The organism is Petroclostridium xylanilyticum (assembly GCF_002252565.1).
Taxonomy (GTDB): Bacteria; Bacillota; Clostridia; order SK-Y3; family SK-Y3; genus Petroclostridium; species Petroclostridium xylanilyticum.
On the sequence record NZ_NPML01000004.1, the window covers coordinates 83,519 to 103,053 of the forward strand.

Here is a 19,535-nt window from a genome sequence, read left to right on the forward strand (position 1 = left end):
AAAGGTATGGTAAAAACGGCGCAAAGATCGGTCAAAACCGGTGACAAGGCTGTAAAGGAAGCCACAAAAGGTACGCTAAAAACAGCCGCTAAATCCATCAAAACCGCAGACCATACCGCAAAAGCTGCCGTTAAGACCTCGCAGACGGCAAAAACCGCCGCCAAAACCGCTCAGACCACTCAAAGGGCAGAACAGGCAGCGCGGCTGGCGGCAAGAGCGGCGGCTGTTTCGGCAAAGACAGCAGCGAAGGCAATGGCGGCTGCCATAAAGGCGATCATCGCGGCAGCCAAGGGCCTGACCGCCCTGATTGCTGTCGGCGGCTGGACAGCTGTGGTGGTCATTCTTGTGATATGCCTTGCGGGGTTTTTATTAGGTTCAGCATTCGGCATATTCTATTCCAATGAAAGCCCCGGCGGAAACACGCCGGTCATGACGGAGGCTGTCAGCAAGCTTAACGAAGAGTTCACGGCGGAAATCCAGCGGATACAGGATGAAAATCCCCATGACACCTTGGAGTTGTCCGGCAGCGACAGCATCTCCGCAAACCAATGGCGGGAAATCCTGACGGTCTATGCGGTAAAAGTAACTGCCGATCCGGAAAAAGGCATGGAGGTTGCCACCCTTGACGATACAAAGGTGGGAATCCTGCGGGACGTCTTTTGGGACATGAACAAAATCGACTATTGGATAGAAACCATTGAGCATGAGGAAACGGTAACCACCACTGACGAGGACGGCAATGAAACCACGGAAACCATCACCACCACCGAAACCATCCTGCATATCAATATAACCTTCAAATCCCATACGGACATGATTGCCGAGTACGGCTTCAATCCGGATCAGGTGAAAATGCTTAACGAGCTGATGAAAGACGAATATCAACAGTTATTTATGCGCCTTGTCGGCAGTTAGGCGGATATTACCCTGTCTCCATAGGAAATCGCAGCTCATAGTGGAAGACATCAGAAAATAAACAAAATAGTTTAATGATCAAATCATATGAAAGGTGGAAAAACAGATGAATTTAGAAAAATTAAGGGATACGGAATATATAAAGTGTGTGGAATTATTGGCTGAATTGATTGATCTGGATGCGGACGCAAAAGAGAGAATCCATAAGTACTTTCAAAGTATAGGGATTAAAAACTTTTTTCTGCATCTTGAATCGGTGGACTTACCTCCTGAGACTTCCGAAAAGCTAAAAAGCATAAAAGCCATTATTGAAATAGTTGATGTAAAAAGGGGGCGGGCATAGCATGAAGCAGGATACATTGCATACCGAGAAATTTTTGAAAGGGCTTACAATTTTAACAGGACTACCCTATAAAAAGGTTCAGCAGTATGTAAAAGAAAACAACCCCTTTAACATCCTGGAGCATCCCCACATCATGGAACCAAATGAGAAGCAGCTTGAAAAGATAGGGCTGCTCAATGAGTTTATTGCTTCTTACAACATTTTGAAAATCTATGAAAGCAATGAGAAGGTCACGCTCAATTCATCAACCTTAGCAGGCCAATATTTTTTAGCCCTTTTGGGAGGAATGAAGGATAAAGAAAGGTTTATGGTGGCTTTTTTAGACAGCGGCAACAACATCATCGAAACAAAGACCATGTCGGAAGGGAGTATCGGACAAACGGCGGTTTATCCAAGAGAAATATTGAAATATGCCCTTGCTTGTGATTGCAATGCAATGATTTTAGCCCATAACCATCCCGGAGGCTCCAAAAATTTTTCTCCGGAGGATAGGGCATTGACACAGAGAATGGTTGACATTTTTCATCCCCTTGAGATCAAAGTTTTAGACCACATTATTGTGAGTGGCACAAGCTATTCTTCCATGGCAGAAAAAGGGATTGTTCCCTACCAGAGCAAAGGTACGGCAAATTATGATGCTATTGTATTAGGCGCTGTACCTGCAAAGGAAAGGCAGATTAGGTTTCAAGATACGCATTCGCGTTAAATCAAACATGAAGAACCCTCTCCTATGTTAAACCAGCACCAATATCAAAATTATAGACACAGCAGTAAGCATAACTTTGCACAAACCAGTAGGTACACTGTCAACTCATAAGTATGCTCTAAATTGAGAGGTGACAGTGTATCAGGAAAAACCTTATATTCAGATAAAATGGATTCAGATAAAATCTTTGCGTTCTTGGATATTTCTATTGAGATTCAGTCATATGAATGATATAATACTAGATAAATTTGACAGAAATCATGCGAGGTGGCAATTTATGGCCGTCAGTTACAAAAAACTTTGGAAGCTGTTGATTGATAAAGATATGAAGAAAAAGGATTTGCGTGCAGCAGCCGGAATCAGCCAAACGTCCATAGCTAAATTAGGTAAAAATGAAAATGTAACAACGGATGTGCTTGTGAAGATTTGCAAAGCTTTAAAATGTGATATTTCAGATATTATGGAAATTACAAATGACGAAGATTAGTAACTGTACGGTTATATAGACAATACTTTTGAATGATCTCAGGCGGGGGTGTTTTTGTGGAAGTATTCAATAATATAACGAAAATTGTCAAGGACGACTTAACACAGGTTATCATGCCGGGAAGCCGGATTTCTGTTGCGGCTGCCTGTTTTTCAATTTATGCCTATAAGGAATTGAAAGCGCAGCTGCAGAAAATTGATTCCATGCGGTTTATCTTTACATCCCCCACATTCGTCGCCGAAAAATCGCCAAAAGAAAAGCGGGAATTCTACATTCCACGATTACATAGGGAACGCAGCCTTTACGGGACAGAATTTGAAATAAAGTTAAGGAACGAGCTTACCCAAAAAGCTATTGCCCGGGAATGTGCGGATTGGATTCGCAAAAAGGTAACCTTCAAGTCAAATTCCACCAATTCCGGGATGAGCGGATTTCTTAACATACAAACAAACGACCAGCAGCTGACTTACCTGCCGATAAACGGGTTTACAACCGTTGATATTGGCTGCGAGCGCGGCAACAACATCTATAATATGGTGAATAAATTTGAGGCTCCCTTCAGCAGTGAATATATCCGCCTGTTCGACAGCATATGGAACGATGAAAGCCGCCTTCAGGATGTAACGGAAGAAGTAATCGAATCCATATCGGCTGTTTACCAGGAAAACCCCGCGGAGCTTATATATTTTATGACCTTATATAACATTTTCAGCGAATTCCTTGAGGATATTTCCGAAGATGTGCTGCCCAATGAAGCAACCGGTTTCAAAAACAGCGTTATCTGGAACAAACTGTACAGCTTTCAGAAAGACGCCGCCCTGGCAATCATTAACAAGCTTGAGCAATACAACGGCTGCATCCTGGCGGACAGTGTGGGCTTAGGCAAAACCTTCACAGCCCTTGCCGTCATCAAGTACTATGAAAACAGGAACAAGAATGTCCTCGTTCTTTGCCCAAAAAAGCTGAAGGATAACTGGCTAACTTATCGTGGCAATCTGATCAACAACCCGCTGGCCAAAGACCGCCTGCGTTACGACGTTCTTTTCCATACCGATTTGTCTCGCGAACGAGGTGATTCTGTTATTGGCTTGCCCCTCGACCGCATCAACTGGGGCAACTACGACCTCGTCGTTATCGATGAATCCCATAATTTTCGCAACGGCGGCGCTGTAACGGGTGAGTATGGAGAAAAAGAAAACCGCTATCTTAGACTGCTCAATAAAGTCATCCGCCCCGGCGTAAAGACTAAGGTTTTAATGCTCTCCGCCACCCCGGTGAATAACCGTTTTTATGACCTGCGCAACCAACTGGCCTTAGCCTACGAGGGAAAGTCAGAGTTAATCAATGAAAAGCTGAACACCAAAACAGACATTGATACTATTTTCCGGCAAGCTCAAAAGGTATATAACGCCTGGAGCAAGCTACCGCCTGAATCCCGTACAACGGCTTCCCTGCTTAAGCAGCTGGATTTTGACTTTTTTGAAGTTTTGGACAGCGTGACCATTGCCCGCTCCCGTAAACATATTCAGCGCTACTATGACATATCCGAAATAGGCAGTTTCCCGGAACGTAACAAGCCGCTTTCCTTGCGTCCCAAACTGACTACGCTGAACAATGCCATCAATTATGAGCAGATTTATGAACAGCTCATGCAGCTTAATCTGTCCATCTATACGCCAACAAACTATATCCTTCCCAGCAGGCTTGGCAAATATATCGATTTGGATTCAGAACACAGCAGGCAGCTTTCGCAAAAAGGGCGCGAGGAAGGCATCCGCCGTTTGATGAGCATAAATCTGCTTAAGAGGATGGAAAGCTCGGTGCATTCATTTAAGTTAACTGTAAAACGCATCTATGAACAAATACATTACACCCTAGATCTGATTGACAGCTTCCGGTCCGGCGAGGAAGTTACCGTGCAGGATGTTCATGACTTTGGCGAACTTGATCTGGATGATCAGAATATTGATATTATCAACGTCGGCAGAAAATTTAAAATTGATTTGAGCGACATGGATTATCTCTCCTGGCAGCGGGATTTGTCTGCCGATCTGGAAGTTTTGGAACTTCTGATTTTGATGATTGAAGATATTACTCCGGAGTATGACTATAAACTGAATGAGCTTTTGCGGGTTATCGAGAAGAAAGTCACAAACCCCATTAATCCGGATAATAAAAAAATCATTATCTTTACGGCCTTTGCCGATACGGCGGAGTATCTGTATGAAAATGTCAGTCCTTTTGTGAAGAAAAAATTCGGACTGGACTGCGCCCTGATTACAGGCTCAATTGAGGGAAGAACCACCATACCCAAATTCCCTGCTGACATGAACACGATTTTGACCTGTTTTTCTCCAATTTCTAAGGAGAAGGACCTGGTAATGCCGAACAATAACAACAATATTGACATCCTGATTGCCACCGACTGCATTTCCGAAGGACAGAACCTGCAGGACTGCGACTGGTGCATCAATTACGACATCCACTGGAACCCGGTGCGCATTATCCAGCGTTTCGGCCGTATTGACCGCATTGGCAGCAAAAACAAAGTGATCCAGCTTGTCAACTTCTGGCCGGATTTGGCGCTGGACGACTACATAAACCTGAAGGAACGCGTGGAAGCGAGAATGCGGATTTCCGTCATGACCGCCACTGGCGACGATGACTACATCAACCAGGACGAAAACGGCGATTTGGCCTATCGCCGGGCCCAGCTGGAAAAACTGCAGAATGAAGTGGTTGACCTTGAGGATATGACCACAGGCATTTCCATTATGGATCTGGGGCTGAATGATTTCAGGATGGACTTGCTGGCTTATGTCAAGGAACATCCAGATTTAGACCGGACTCCCTACGGCATTCACGCCGTGATACGGGGAGAAAAGCCCGGAGTAATATTTATCCTGAAGAACGTGAATAAAGCCATAAACATTGAAAACCAAAACCGCCTTCACCCTTTTTACATGGTATACATCGGGGATGACGGGGAGGTCATCTGCAATCATTTGGAGCCAAAAGCCACCCTGGATACCATGCGCCATCTCTCCAGGGGCAAAACAAAACCCGATATGGAGGCCTGCCATATTTTCAACCGGGAAACCAACGACGGCAGGAAAATGGACCGCGTATCCCAGCTGCTACGACAGGCAGTCGCTTCAATAATAACCGTTAAAGAAGAAAGGGATATAGACAGCTTTTTCGGGAATGGCGAAACCACCTTCCTGACCGGCAACATTTCCGGTCTTGACGACTTTGAACTGATCTGCTTCATGGTGGTGATAGGATGCTAAAATTTCCGGAGAAAGCATTCGTCGGGCGGAACATGCCCAAGGAGGCATTTTATAAAAACTTAAATTTAAGCAGCGAACTCAAAGAGAAATTCGTATCCGATATAAAACGCATAAGTATAGAGTACAAGCTGTCGCCGGATACTTTAAATCTCGAAAAGAGCGGAGAGACTTCTGAAATTCTTGTGCTTTCCATTGAATTAAAAAAACAGGAATTAGACTATAGAATTGTAGAAAGTATAGCCCGGCAGAACGCTCACAAGCTGCTTTTTTTGCTCAAATTTCAGGAGCAGGGACAACTTGCGCTTTATTACGGCAAGCTTTATAAAACAGACTGGACACCGCTTATAGACCTAAGGCTTGAAGCCAGAGGGCTGAATCTCGACAGCATATGGGAAGGGTTCATTGAGCAGATTGCCCTGCAGGAAAATATTATTCCCTCCTGCGATAGCCTTACTGTTGATGAAAAATTAAAGAAGCAGGATACCATCCTGAAACTTCAAAAAGAGATTGACAAACTGGAACGGTTATCCCGCAGCGAAAAGCAGCCGAAAAAACGCTTTGAACTGTTTACCCGACTTCAGGGTTTAAAGAAAAAATTAGCCGAGGAAAAAGGAGAATGAGCATGGACAAGCTGAAAATGCACTCTGCAAACAAAGTAGATGAAAATATCAAAAAGATTGCCGAGCTGTTTCCCAATACCTTGACCGAGGTCATCAAAGGCTATCGTGAAGACGGCACGCCCATCATTGAGCACGCCATTGATTTTGACGTACTGCGGCAGGAGCTGTCGGATTTTATAGTGGAAGGCCCGGAGGAACGCTACCAGTTCACCTGGCCGGACAAGAAAAAGTCCATCCTGCTGGCCAACGCCCCCATCGCCAAAACCCTGCGCCCCTGCCGCGAGGAGAGCGTGGATTTCGACAAGACTGAGAATCTGTATATTGAAGGCGACAACCTGGACGCACTCAAGCTGCTGCAGGAAACCTATCTAGGGAAAGTAAAGATGATCTACATAGACCCGCCGTACAATACCGGCAACGACTTTGTCTATGAGGACGACTTTGCGCAAAGTGCGGACGAGTACCTTGCCAACAGCGGGCAGTTTGACGAGGACGGCAACCGCCTTGTCCCAAACTTAGAAAGCAACGGGCGTTTTCATACAGACTGGCTGAATATGATGTACCCGAGACTGAAACTGGCTAAGGATCTGTTGAGTGATGACGGGGTTATTTTTATAAGTATTGATGATAATGAAGTAGAGAATCTGAAAAAAATCTGCGATGAAATTTTTGGTCTCCAAAATTTTATTGCACAACTAGTTTGGGAAAAGAAAAAGAAAGGTTCGTTTCTCTCAAAATCTATTACAAATATAAAAGAATATGTACTTGTTTTTTGCAAAAGCATAAATTCCTTTGAGGGACTCATAGGTGAAATCAATACTAATTCCGAAACCTATCCTTGTATTAATGCAGTAAACAAACGAGAATTACGAATTATTCCTGCTGGCATTGAAAGCAAGTACAAGGATAAAGACTTTTTTATGCCAAAAGGTTCTGAAATCTCAGATACAACAATGAGCATTGTACTTCATTCTGATATGGTTATAAAAAATGGTTTGCTTGCCGAAGATCTAATATTAGAAGGCAATTGGCGTTATTCCCAAACAGCAATGACCACATATGCCCAAAAGAAAGAGCTTTATATTACACGTGATCTTTATTTGCGTCGAATTGTTAATGATACAAGATATAAAACACTTAAAGATATATTGCCAAGAGTGGGGGAAAATCAAGATACACAGTATAACACACCTATAAACCTAAATAATCTATTTGATAGTGGATGGGGATCTAACGAAGACGCTGATGAAGAACTAAGACTGATTTTTGGTATTCAAAAATTAATGGACTATCCGAAACCTGTGCGTTTGATTCAAAAACTGATAGCATCTGTCCGAGATAAAAATGCCATTATAATGGATTTCTTCTCCGGCTCCGCTACCACTGCCCATGCGGTTATGCAGCTTAACGCCGAAGACGGCGGCAACCGCAAATTCATCATGGTGCAGCTGCCTGAGCCTTGCGATGAAAAATCCGAAGCCTATAAAGCAGGGTATAAAACCATTGCCGAAATCGGGAAGGAGCGCATCCGCCGGGCAGGCAAAAAAATACTGGAGGAGCATCCGGAAGCGGCAGGCAAACTGGATACCGGTTTCCGCGTCCTGAAAGTGGATTCCACCAACATGCAGGATGTATACTACAGGCCTGACGAATATACCCAGGATTTGCTCTCCTCCCTGACAGACAACATAAAGCCCGACCGCACTCCGGAGGATCTGCTCTTCCAGGTCATGCTGGATTTGGGCGTGCTATTGTCCAGCAAAATCGAAGAAATGGTCATCGGCGGCAAAAAAGTGTTTAATGTGGCGGACGGGTACCTGATGGCCTGCTTTGACAATGACGTCACCGATGAGGTGGTCAGGGAGATTGCCAAAAAGCAGCCCTATTACGCCGTTTTCCGCGATAGCGGCATGGCCAGCGACAGCGTCGCCGCCAACTTTGAGCAGATTTTTGAAACCTACAGCCCGTCAACGGTGAGGAAGGTGTTATAAGATGAGAGAACAAGAGCTGGGTAAAATTTTAATTTATCAAAATGAGAAAGGCGATACGAAAATTGACGTCTATTTTGAAAATGGCGATATCTGGCTTTCACAAAAAAATCTTGCAAGGCTCTATCAAACGTCACCGCAAAACATTACCATGCACATTAAAAATATTTATTCAGATGGTGAATTGATGGAAGAATCAACTTGTAAGGAATTCTTACAAGTTCAAAATGAAGGCGGCAGACAAATAGAAAGGCATGTAAAGCATTATAATTTCCAGATGATCCTTGCTATTGGTTATCGTGTCCGTTCGCATGTTGGCATCCATTTCCGCAACTGGGCGTCTGGTGTTTTGACGGAATACAGCAAAAAGGGCTTTGCGATGAACGACGAGCGGCTGAAGAACCCACAGCCTTTTGGAGCCGACTATTTTGATGAGCTGCTTGAGCGTATCAGAGACATCCGTGCTTCGGAAAAGCGTTTCTATGAAAAGGTAAAAGAAATTTATGCAACTTCTGTGGACTATGATCCCAAAAGCGAGGCAGCTATACGCTTTTTTGCGAATGTACAAAACAAGATGCACTACAGCGTTCACGGCCATACGGCTGCGGAATTAATTGCCTCACGTGCAGACGCAAGCAAACCGAACATGGGTCTGACCTCATTTAAGGGGGCTGTAGTTCGCAAAAGCGACGTCTCTATTGCCAAAAACTATCTTACCAAGGATGAAATTTCGGAACTCAATCGAATTGTAACCATGTATCTTGACTATGCGGAAGATCAAGCTAAGCGTCATATCCCTATGCACATGGCAGACTGGGAAGAGAAACTTGACTCATTTTTGCGGTTTACCGGCCGGGAAGTATTGAATAACTATGGAACTATAACTGCAGAAATTGCAAAACAACTGGCGGAGAATGAATATGAAAAATTCGATGCTCACCGCAAAATGCTTGCTAAGACCGATGTCAAGCAGCTTGAAAACCATGTAAAATCAATTGGACGGGAGAAAAATCATGAAGTTCCAATTTAAAATACAGCAATATCAAACCGACGCCGTCAACAGCGTCGTAAACATATTTGCAGGGCAGCCCTTTTCAGACCGTGTCAGTTATGTGCGAGATTTGGGCATTAACAAGAAACATCAGTATACCCAAATATCCTTGTTTAACGAGCCTGGCTCTCCGGATGATGATGTAGCCATCGGCTTTGAAAACGCCCGGCTTACGCTTTCCCCCGGGCAGCTTCTGCAAAACATCCGCAACATGCAGGCCCGCAACAACATAAAGCAGTCCGAGACTTTGGTCAGCCACCTGGGGGCCTGCAGCCTAGACGTGGAAATGGAAACCGGCACAGGCAAAACCTATGTCTACATAAAGACCATTTTTGAACTGAATAAGCGTTACGGCTGGAGCAAGTTTATTGTGGTGGTTCCTTCTATTGCTATCCGTGAGGGAGTATATAAGACTTTTCAAATTACCCAGGATCACTTCATGGAGCATTACGGCAAGAAAGCCCGCTTTTTTGTCTACAACAGCCAAAATTTGACCGAACTTGACAACTTCAGTGCCAGCAGCGGGATAAACGTCATGATTATCAATATCCAGGCCTTTAATACATCATTGAAAGAGGATGCCAGGAGCAAGGAAGCCCGCCGCATTTATGAAAAACTGGATGAATTCGGCAGCCGCAGGCCTATTGACGTCATAAAGGCCAATCGCCCCATCCTCATTCTGGATGAGCCGCAGAAAATGGGCGGAGACAAGACCCAGAAAGCACTGGCTAATTTTAATCCCCTGTTCTGCCTGAACTACTCGGCCACCCATGTCCAGCACCATAACCTGGTCTATGTCCTGGATGCGGTGGATGCTTACAATAAACGGCTGGTCAAGAAAATCGAGGTCAAAGGATTTGAAGTCAAGAATCTCAGAGGGACCGACAGGTATTTGTTCCTTGAGAATATCATTATCTCGCCCAAAAAGCCGCCGATGGCCAAAATCAAGCTGGAGATTGAACACAAAAAATCTGTCAATATCAAGCGCGAAGCGCGCATCCTCGGTGTGGGCGACGACCTTTATGTTGAATCCAACGAAATGGAACAGTATAAGGGGTACGTTATCAGCGATATTGACCCCATACGCGGTACTGTAACCTTTACCAACGGTGTGGTATTGTCCCGGGGAGAGGTTATCGGTGATGTTTCCGAAAAGGACATGCGCCGGATCCAAATCCGGGAGACCATTATTTCGCATTTTGAAAAGGAAAAACACCTGTTTGAACTGGGCATCAAGACCCTTTCCCTGTTCTTTATAGACGAAGTGGCCAAGTACCGTAAGTATAACGAGGCTGGGGAAGAAGTCAACTCCGAATACGGAGAAATGTTCGAGCAGGAGTATATCAGCGTGCTGAACGATTACATCACTCTTGAAGACACGCCTTACGTCCGTTACCTGAAAAGCATTGATCCCGCCAAAACCCACGCGGGGTATTTCAGCATTGACAAGCACGGCCGCAAGGTGGACAGTCCTACCAAACGGGGAAGTGATGAAAGCGACGACATTTCCGCCTATGACCTGATTCTTAAAGATAAAGAACGCCTCTTAAGCTTTGATGAACCGGTGCGCTTTATCTTTTCCCACTCGGCCCTGCGGGAAGGCTGGGACAACCCCAATGTTTTTCAGATCTGCACATTGAAGCACGGCGGCGCAAGCCCCACCCAAAAGCGCCAGGAAGTGGGCCGCGGCCTGCGCCTGTGTGTAAACCAAAGAGGAGAACGGATGGACGTGGAAAAGTGCGCCGATTCCGTCCACTCCATCAACGTGCTGACGGTTATCGCCAGCGAAGGCTATAAAAATTTTGTCGCCGATTTGCAGACCGGCATCAAAGAGGCCTTGTATGAACGGCCCACAAAAGCAACGGTGGAATATTTTACAGGCAAGACCGTTATGGTCGGAGAGAAAACGCATGTACTTAATATGCAAGAGGCCAGGGACATCTACCGCTATCTCATTAAGAACGATTATATTGACAACAACGACGGCATTACGGAAGCATACCGGACAGACCTGGAAAACAACTGTTTGGCTCCGCTGCCTGAACCCCTCGCGCCCTTTGGTGAAGGTGTGCATGCGTTGATCCAGAGTGTGTTTGACGAGAGCGTCTTAAGCAGGATGATAGAAAACGGCAACAAGACCAAAATTCCGGAAAACGCCCTTAACGAGAATTTCTATAAAAAGGAATTTCAGACCCTCTGGAATTATATTAACCGTCAGTATGCCTACACAGTCGAGTTTGACAGCCGGGAACTCATAGAAAAAGCCATTAAACATATCAATGAAAACATGTATGTTTCCCAGCTTCAATACACGGTTACCGTCGGCAGGCAGGCAGACGAGCTGGACGGGAACGCCATTGCCCTCGGAAACAGCTTTGTCCGGGAAAATGCCAGGACGGAAACCCTGAAGCACGCTGCAACAAGCCAGATAAAATACGACTTGATAGGTAAAATTGCCGAAGGCACCACTCTCACCCGACGCACGGTCGCGGCAATACTGGCAGGCCTTGAAAAGCCGGTATTTGCATGCTTTAAGCAGAATCCTGAAGAGTTCATTGCCAAAGCAATACGCTTAATAAAAGAACAAAAAGCCACCATGATTGTAGAGCATATTTCTTATGACCAGATTGAAAAGCAGTATGACAGCAGCATTTTCACCGCTGAAAAAGGAACGGGCGATTTTGCAAAAGCATTCCGGGCAAAGAAAAACATCCAGGATTATGTATTTACAGACGGAACCGCTGAAAAGAGCGTCGAACGCCGCTTTGCGGAAGATATGGACAAAGCCGATGAAGTCTGTGTCTATGCCAAGCTGCCGAAAGGCTTTGCTATTCCTACTCCGGTGGGCAACTACTCGCCGGACTGGGCGATTGCCTTTTATGAAGGTACGGTAAAACACATTTACTTCATAGCTGAGACCAAAGGGACAATGGAAAGCTTAAATTTGCGTCCTATCGAGCAGGCCAAAATAAAATGCGCCAGGAAACTTTTCAATCAGCTGTCCACAAGCAAGGTCAAGTATCATGATGTAGACAGTTATCAGAGCCTGCTAAATATTATGGGAAAATTATAAGGACAATATGTTCATTATTTCATTATGCAGTGGTAAAAAAAGGGATTTTAGTGCTTTTAACAAAATATTAATATATGAAATGTATACAAAAATGGACCGAACGAGATATTTATGTCGGTAAAGTTGATGAGAAAGACTATTTATATAAGTGGTATGACAAGCACTAAAGGTGAAGCTGAAATAGAAAATAACTAAACAAATATGACGGTATTATTTTGATGTTGTTGTAAATAACAATTAAATTATCCGTGATAAGGACAAACCTGTCAAAAGACAGGGACGCAAAGCCATAGGGTCTAAGGTGCTATTAAGCACTATGATAACCTTGCTGCCGCATATTATATTACGTGCAATACCTGCCCTTTCTTAAGGAGCAGGTTTTTTTGTGAGCAGTAAAGGAATTAATTACTAATTTGAGATTATAAGGTATATATTTCGACAAAATATCACTGTCATATTGATGATGCCGTTATCAAGATTTTTGTTTTTCGTTTTAAGTGAGTGAGGTGCTTATAGATGAAAAACGAATTTGTGTTAAAGAAGCTAAAATAGCAGAAATAAAGGATTATAGAAACTATATCTATGCTGATATTGGTTTCTCCAAAATGGATATTTACCCTCCATCCCTATGGTATAAATTACGTCCTCCATTTATCCCTCAATCCAATACGTGCCGAATAATCCGGAAAACCGCAATTTGTAAAAAGCAAATTGCGGTTTTCTTATTGACAAAAAAACTATATTTTCGACTAATATGCCGAAAAATCCATTTCTTTTATAAGCAACTTTTTGAATTGGACAAGCCCGACTTTATTACATATTTGAGATACTCATCATGGTGCCGCTCTCCCCCTCTGTTTTGGTTTTTCTACTAAAAAAATCAAAACGGAGGTTCATATATGATAAGAATCAATTTGCGGGATTACTACCCGTTCTATAAATCTGACTTTTTTGTTGAAGTGACAAATGAAATTTTAGAACTATTTAAACAGCTTAGCCGAAAGGAACATGCAGACTTTGAGCGCAGACGTGTCTACAAAGCATACTATTCCCTTGATGCTGACGACGGTATTGAAAAGGATGTCATCTTGTTGGTTTTATCCCCGGAAGAAATCTATGAGCGCAAAATGAGCAAGCAGGAGTTGTATGCCGCTATCAACAGCATGCCGGAAAAACAGGCAAAGCGTATCTACGCCCATTTCTTCCTTGACATGAGCAAAGCGGAAATAGCCAGAATTGAAGGCGTGAGCAAATCTGCTGTTACACATTCCATTGAGCAAGGCTTAAAAAGCATAGAAAAATTTTTAAAAAATAATTCAAGGTGCGAGCGATCGATACCCGTGCAATAAATAAATGCTGGTTACACTTAAGGCGATGACACATACGGAGGGATAATGATACTTGCGCATAGTCGAGGTTAGGTCCCAGAGTGCGCCCCGGTCGTTGACGGGGAGGTGGAATTCCTATGAGGACGGTCAACCGCTGTCCGCCGTATAAACCCATAATTATATATAAATATAAAAACCAAGACAGAGACGCAGACTAAGGGTGCGCCACATTGTACGAGCATATATGCACACCCAAATAATGGCGTACCCTTAATTCTGCATGTTTAACATTGCATAGAAAGGGGATGATACTTTGTTAAAGAGTAATGAGGCATATAAACTGGTCTTTCGGGAATATCCGGATGTAGTGAACGTAGAACAAATGTGCGAAATGCTTGGAGGTATCAGCACAAAAACCGGATACCGTCTTTTGAAACAAAATAAAATCAAGCATTTTAAGATAGGCAGATCCTATAAAATTCCGAAGCTCCATATTTTTGAATACTTAGACGTCGTACAGGAATCTAATGCGTAAAATTTTGTTTGCACATTTGCACTATATTATAAAGCCTGCTACACTCTAATCGTCAGTGGTAGGTGAATTTGAACTGTTACTTTTCAAGGAGGTTAATTATTATGGTAGCAGGACATCTACGGGAAAAAAACGGGTATTTCCATATTATCCTCAACTATAAAGATATTTATGGAAAACGCCAAACAAAGTCCATCAGCACAGGACTTCCCATAAAGGGTAACAAAAAACGTGCCGAAGCGATGCTTTTGAAAATCAGGAAAGAGTTTAACCCCGATACTGCAATGAGTAACAAAAACGCTTTGTTTGCAGACTTCCTATCAAAGTGGCTGAAAGATGTTATAAACAAAGTGGATGCTGAAACATATGCACTCTACTCATACGATGTTAAAAACTGCATCATCCCTTACTTTAAGAATACCGCCATTAAGCTATCAGAAATGAAGCAGAGGGATATAGAAAGCTACTATCAGTATGAGAAAACAGAAAACAGTGTATCAAACAGTACCCTTCTCCAATATCACGAAGCCATCAAAGAAGCCTTGCAATACGCTGTGGAGCTTGAATTGATTCGGGATAATCCGGCGGACAGAGTGAACCCGACCTCTGGTGAAGTACAGATATTGTTTACCGACTTCCTGCTGGAATGGCTGGAGATGATGAAAAACAGTGTTGAGATGACTACATTTGCGTCTTATTCCTACTGTATTAAGAGCAGCATTATTCCCTATTTTGAAGGAAAAAAGATAAAACTGAAAGACCTAACCCCAAAGCATATACAGGATTATTACCGGTATGAGCTTAATGAAAAAGGATTGAGCGCCAACACAGTTATTCATCGTCATGCAAACATCCGCAAGGCTTTGCAGTACGCTTTCAAGATTGGACTAATTAATTTCAATCCTGCCGACAGGATTGAGCGGCCCAGAAAGGAAAAATTCGTAGGCAGTGTTTACGATGCAAGCGAACTGGAAACCTTATTCGCTATCGTAAAAAATAAACGGATAGAACTGGCCGTGATTTTAGGCGCGTTTTATGGACTGCGCCGGAGTGAGATCGTAGGGCTAAAGTGGGACGCTGTTGATTTTGAAAAAAAGACATTGACGATTAAACATACGGTAACCGAGGTAACATTGGATGGGAAAATTACTACCATAGCAAAAGACCGTACAAAGACAAAATCGAGCTACCGCACCCTGCCGCTGGTTGCGCCCTTTGAAGAATTGCTCCACAGGCTGAAAGCGGAGCAGGAACTTAATCGAAAGGTTTGCGGCAAGGCGTATTGCAAAGATTATCTTGATTACATTTATGTGAATGAGATTGGGGAAAGAATCAAGCCCAATTATATTACACAGCACTTTGCAATCGTCTTAAAAAACAATAACTTGAAGAAAATTCGTTTCCACGATCTTCGCCACAGTTGCGCCAGTTTACTATACGCTAACGGAGTTAGCCTAAAAGAAATACAGGAATGGTTGGGCATAGTGATATTTCTACTACATCGAATATATATACCCACCTGGATTTTAGTTCAAAGGTTGCTTCAGCTAATGCAATTATCGGCGTATATCCTACTTAAGCAGGAGGAATACCAATACAACAAGGAGGCGAAAGACAAGCATGAATGTATCTCAAGAAAATAAAAAAGCCCTCAAATTCGCATATACAGCGACTTTAAGAGCAATCGATCCTGGTGCCGAAGGTGGGACTCGAACCCACACGAGTGATTAGCTCACCGGATTTTGAGTCCGGCGCGTCTGCCAATTCCACCACTTCGGCATATATTTAATTTTGGGAACATTGAACATTATACAGGAATTAAAAAAAAAAAGCAATACCTTTTTAAAAAATTTTTACTAAAAGCATAAAAAGTATACCATAAATATAATATAAAAGTTTAAGATTAAATAGTTTTGTAACAAATTTGTGTTAAAATAGCAACAATTGTGTTTAACCTTATTGAATATTTATGAAATAATTGGTAATATAGTGGAGAAATATTTAGAATGCTAAGGAGTGGGAGTATGTTAAGATATCTTACAGCAGGTGAAACTCATGGAAAGTGTTTAATTGCTATAATTGAAGGAATGCCTTCTAATGTTTATATAGATATAAAAAAAATTAATGAACAGCTGGAATTGCGACAGAGCGGCTATGGTCGCGGGGGAAGAATGAAAATTGAAAAAGATAGTGTTGAAATACTGTCGGGTGTCAGAGACAGGAAGACATTAGGCAGTCCTATTGCACTTAAAATCGAAAACAAAGACTGGGAAAACTGGAAACATATAATGGGTGATGGTGAAATAATACGAGAAAGAATTGTAACTAAACCAAGACCCGGGCATGCAGACCTGAGTGGCTCTATAAAATATGACCATCAAGATATCCGCAATGTGCTTGAACGGGCCAGTGCAAGGGAAACAGCAATAAGAGTTGCAGTAGGAAGCCTGGTTCGACAATTCATAGAAACTTTTGGTATAAGTATCATGAGCCATATAGTGGAAATCGGGACGGTTAAATCCTCTGCTTCATATACAGATAGCAATTTTAAGGAAAATATAACTAATTCCAAGCTCCGTTGTGCTGATCCTGATGCTGAAGTAAAAATGATTGAGTACATCGACGAAATAAAGAGGCAGGGGGATTCTGTTGGTGGAATATTTGAGGTAGTTGCTACAGGTCTACCTATAGGTCTAGGAAGTTATGTCCATTGGGATAGAAAGCTGGATGCCAAAATTGCAGCAGGATTGATGAGTATACAAGCAATAAAGGGTGTTGAGATTGGTTTGGGATTTGAAAGTGCAAGACTTCCCGGATCAAAGGTGCATGATGAAATTTTTTATTCAAAAGAAGCTGGGTATTTCAGAAAGACCAATCATGCCGGTGGAATAGAAGGTGGTATGAGCAATGGAGAACCGTTGGTGGTAAGGGCTGCAATGAAGCCAATTCCTACATTATATTCACCATTGAAAAGTGTTGACATTATTACAAAAGAACCATATGAAGCCAGTATAGAACGGTCGGATGTATGTGCCGTTCCGGCTGCCAGTATCGTTGCAGAAGCAATCGTAGCCTGGGAGATAGCTTGCTCACTGGTGGAGAAGTTTGGGGGAGATAGTTTGCAGGAGATACATAATAATTACCGGAGTTATTTGGAACAGATAAAGGATAAGTAAATACTTTGAATAGTTTTTAATCTATCTCCATATCAGTTGTTCGGCAAAAACAATGATGAAAATGTTCATAATTTACATTAAAAATGCTCATCTATGGATTATGAACTATTTTCATGAGGGGAGTGACTAAGGCGTGGATCAAGAAAAATTGCTAATTCAAAAATGCAAAAATGGTGATATACCTTCTTTTGAAATACTTATTGAAAGTTATCAGAAGAAAGTTTTTAACATTGCTTATAGAATGCTGAGCAACGCTGACGACGCTTCGGATGTTGCCCAAGAAGTATTTTTAAAAGTATTCAAGTCAATAGCAAACTTTAAGGAAGAATCTTCTCTATCAACATGGATTTACAGGATTACAACCAATGTATGCTTGGATGAGATGAGGAGACGGAAGAAAACTGCCGTGATTTCTATGAATTCAACCATCCAATTGGGGGATGGAGAAATTGACATCCAAATCGAAGATGAAAGCCTGCACCCTGATGAGATTGTAGAAGAAAAAGAATTGAAAGATGAAGTAAAAAAGGCGATAGAGAGCTTGAATGATGAACATAAAATTGTTATTATCTTAAGAGATATAAATGGATTATCCTATGATGAGATTGCCAATACATTACAATGTTCCTTGGGAACGGTAAAATCGCGAATCAACAGGGCACGAAATTCCTTAAAAAGCATATTATTAAAAAGAGAGGAACTTTTTAAAAACTATCGCGTCTAATTAGTGAAAGGAGGGATTTGAATGTTGAAATGTGAACAGGCAAAAGATATGATGTCATTACATATTGATGGGCAATTGAATGATGTTGAACTATTAAATTTTAAAAAGCATATCCATACTTGTGAACAGTGTAGAGAAGAACTAGAATTTTTGCAATCTATTGTGGAAGCATGCAATAATTTGGAAGAAGTTGAATTGCCGGTTGACTTCAAACAGCAGTTACATCAAAAACTCGTACAAACCCAACAAGATGTAAAGCACAGCACTCCTCCTTGGTATCTAAATTGGCGGATGTATTCTGGATTGGTAGCCGGTATATTGTTGGTGCTGGCAATGAAATTCCAGATTTTTGGTTCTATATTTGATTCTATATATAAGCCTGAAAAAGCCTATGTAAGTGAAGCCAAGCTTGAATATAGTGCAAGCAAGGCTGCAGAGATAGCAAAGGAAGAACCGAAAAAGGAAGAAAAAAAATTAGAAGCAGAATCTGCGGTACGTGAGGAAGAAGAGGTTTTAACAGATGCTGCAAAACCGGATCAACCCCTGAGTATTAAGGCTTTTTCTGCTTCACAAGAGAAAGTACAAGCTAAAGAAGAAGCACAAAAATCTAGTGCGGCAGGGGCTGCAGAACCCGCCGTGCCTCCTGCACAGGAGCCTAAAGCGGACGGAACCAGGCAAAGTCCGGAAAACAAAAGCCTGGATATAAACATATCTGTTAAAAAGGATCAGGTTTGCAGGGGGTTATATAGGGATAGAAAGCCTTTGATAGCGTATAAAGCCATAGTAAAACTAACGCAGGAGAATGCAGCATTATTATGGGAGAAAATTCAAGATAAACTGGCTGAATATGAAGGACAGTATACAGTCTTATACAAAGATGGTAAGCCGGTTATTAGAGCTTCAAAAGAAAAATATGATGAAATGCTTGAATATATTCAAAAAACAAGTATTGAATTTAAACTCGATTATATTGAAGTAGATGAAACGGATAAATATCAAACCCTGATTGCACAGTGTGACAGCATAAGTAAAAAAATTGAAGAATTACAAGCAAAACTAAAGAGTGCTGCCAAACAAGAAGAAATGGATAGCATCAATGAACAGTTACAGGTAATGTTAGATCAACAGCAGCAATTGATAAATAACATCACTGATTTGGAAGATTCTATTGGCAAATGTTCCATTGAGCTTGAAATAACTTCCTGATATGGGAAACAGGCTAAATTATATTGTAATATAATTTAGCCTGTTTCTTTTTATAGAAAATTATACAAAAGTATTAGTATTTAGGTTATAATATAA

General features: G+C 42.2%; 14 protein-coding genes, 1 tRNA gene, 1 pseudogene and 1 riboswitch. Of the genes and pseudogenes, 15 read left to right on the forward strand and 1 reads right to left on the reverse strand.

What is annotated here, in order from left to right; genetic code table 11:
- Positions 1 to 6: 6 nt before the first annotated feature.
- The 12 genes and pseudogenes from CIB29_RS02350 to CIB29_RS02405 all read left to right on the forward strand — a co-directional run bounded on the left by CIB29_RS02350 (position 7) and on the right by CIB29_RS02405 (position 15,912).
- Positions 7 to 915 (forward strand): hypothetical protein, encoded by a 909-nt coding sequence (locus CIB29_RS02350; RefSeq protein WP_094546406.1) that lies wholly within the window; start codon positions 7 to 9, stop codon positions 913 to 915.
- 106 nt (positions 916 to 1,021) lie between these two features.
- Complete coding sequence (locus CIB29_RS02355; RefSeq protein ID WP_094546408.1) at positions 1,022 to 1,258, forward strand: hypothetical protein; 237 nt, start codon at positions 1,022 to 1,024, stop codon at positions 1,256 to 1,258.
- A 1-nt stretch (position 1,259) separates the two neighbouring features.
- The gene (locus tag CIB29_RS02360) at positions 1,260 to 1,964 is read left to right on the forward strand and encodes a JAB domain-containing protein (protein ID WP_094546409.1); all 705 of its coding nucleotides are present in this window, start codon (positions 1,260 to 1,262) and stop codon (positions 1,962 to 1,964) included.
- 277 nt (positions 1,965 to 2,241) lie between these two features.
- The gene (locus tag CIB29_RS02365; protein ID WP_094546411.1) at positions 2,242 to 2,451 is read left to right on the forward strand and encodes a helix-turn-helix domain-containing protein; all 210 of its coding nucleotides are present in this window, start codon (positions 2,242 to 2,244) and stop codon (positions 2,449 to 2,451) included.
- Between the two features lie 56 nt (positions 2,452 to 2,507).
- Positions 2,508 to 5,741 carry a helicase-related protein gene (locus CIB29_RS02370; protein WP_094546413.1) on the forward strand — a complete coding sequence of 1,078 codons (3,234 nt, stop codon included), beginning with the start codon at positions 2,508 to 2,510 and terminating at the stop codon, positions 5,739 to 5,741.
- Positions 5,735 to 6,361: a DUF4391 domain-containing protein gene (locus tag CIB29_RS02375; protein WP_094546415.1), complete on the forward strand. Its 627-nt coding sequence runs from the start codon at positions 5,735 to 5,737 to the stop codon at positions 6,359 to 6,361. The genes CIB29_RS02370 and CIB29_RS02375 overlap by 7 nt, the downstream gene beginning before the upstream one ends.
- A gap of 2 nt (positions 6,362 to 6,363) precedes the next feature.
- Positions 6,364 to 8,352 (forward strand): site-specific DNA-methyltransferase, encoded by a 1,989-nt coding sequence (locus CIB29_RS02380; protein ID WP_198543718.1) that lies wholly within the window; start codon positions 6,364 to 6,366, stop codon positions 8,350 to 8,352.
- Position 8,353: 1 nt separating this feature from the next.
- The gene (locus tag CIB29_RS02385; RefSeq protein WP_094546417.1) at positions 8,354 to 9,379 is read left to right on the forward strand and encodes a virulence RhuM family protein; all 1,026 of its coding nucleotides are present in this window, start codon (positions 8,354 to 8,356) and stop codon (positions 9,377 to 9,379) included.
- Positions 9,363 to 12,473 carry a type III restriction-modification system endonuclease gene (locus CIB29_RS02390; protein ID WP_094546419.1) on the forward strand — a complete coding sequence of 1,037 codons (3,111 nt, stop codon included), beginning with the start codon at positions 9,363 to 9,365 and terminating at the stop codon, positions 12,471 to 12,473. Before CIB29_RS02385 ends, CIB29_RS02390 begins: the two co-directional genes overlap by 17 nt.
- Before the next feature lie 246 nt (positions 12,474 to 12,719).
- Positions 12,720 to 12,809, forward strand: a riboswitch (cyclic di-GMP riboswitch).
- Positions 12,810 to 13,372: 563 nt separating this feature from the next.
- Positions 13,373 to 13,822, forward strand: a complete 450-nt coding sequence (locus CIB29_RS02395) for a sigma factor-like helix-turn-helix DNA-binding protein (protein WP_094546421.1) — start codon at positions 13,373 to 13,375, stop codon at positions 13,820 to 13,822.
- A gap of 292 nt (positions 13,823 to 14,114) precedes the next feature.
- A complete protein-coding gene (locus CIB29_RS02400; protein ID WP_242867295.1) occupies positions 14,115 to 14,336 on the forward strand; it encodes a helix-turn-helix domain-containing protein in 222 nt (73 codons plus the stop codon).
- A 95-nt stretch (positions 14,337 to 14,431) separates the two neighbouring features.
- Positions 14,432 to 15,912 (forward strand): annotated as a pseudogene (locus tag CIB29_RS02405) (tyrosine-type recombinase/integrase).
- A gap of 112 nt (positions 15,913 to 16,024) precedes the next feature.
- Here CIB29_RS02405 and CIB29_RS02410 read toward each other — a convergent pair.
- Positions 16,025 to 16,112, reverse strand: a tRNA-Leu gene (locus CIB29_RS02410).
- 245 nt (positions 16,113 to 16,357) lie between these two features.
- On the opposite strand from CIB29_RS02410, the gene aroC reads away from it, so the two are divergent.
- From aroC to CIB29_RS02425, 3 genes are all read left to right on the forward strand, one after another.
- Positions 16,358 to 17,509: a chorismate synthase gene (gene aroC / locus CIB29_RS02415; RefSeq protein ID WP_094546423.1), complete on the forward strand. Its 1,152-nt coding sequence runs from the start codon at positions 16,358 to 16,360 to the stop codon at positions 17,507 to 17,509.
- A 133-nt stretch (positions 17,510 to 17,642) separates the two neighbouring features.
- Positions 17,643 to 18,233: an RNA polymerase sigma factor gene (locus tag CIB29_RS02420; RefSeq protein WP_094546425.1), complete on the forward strand. Its 591-nt coding sequence runs from the start codon at positions 17,643 to 17,645 to the stop codon at positions 18,231 to 18,233.
- 21 nt (positions 18,234 to 18,254) lie between these two features.
- The gene (locus CIB29_RS02425) at positions 18,255 to 19,439 is read left to right on the forward strand and encodes an anti-sigma factor family protein (RefSeq protein ID WP_094546427.1); all 1,185 of its coding nucleotides are present in this window, start codon (positions 18,255 to 18,257) and stop codon (positions 19,437 to 19,439) included.
- The last annotated feature ends 96 nt before the right edge of the window (positions 19,440 to 19,535 follow it).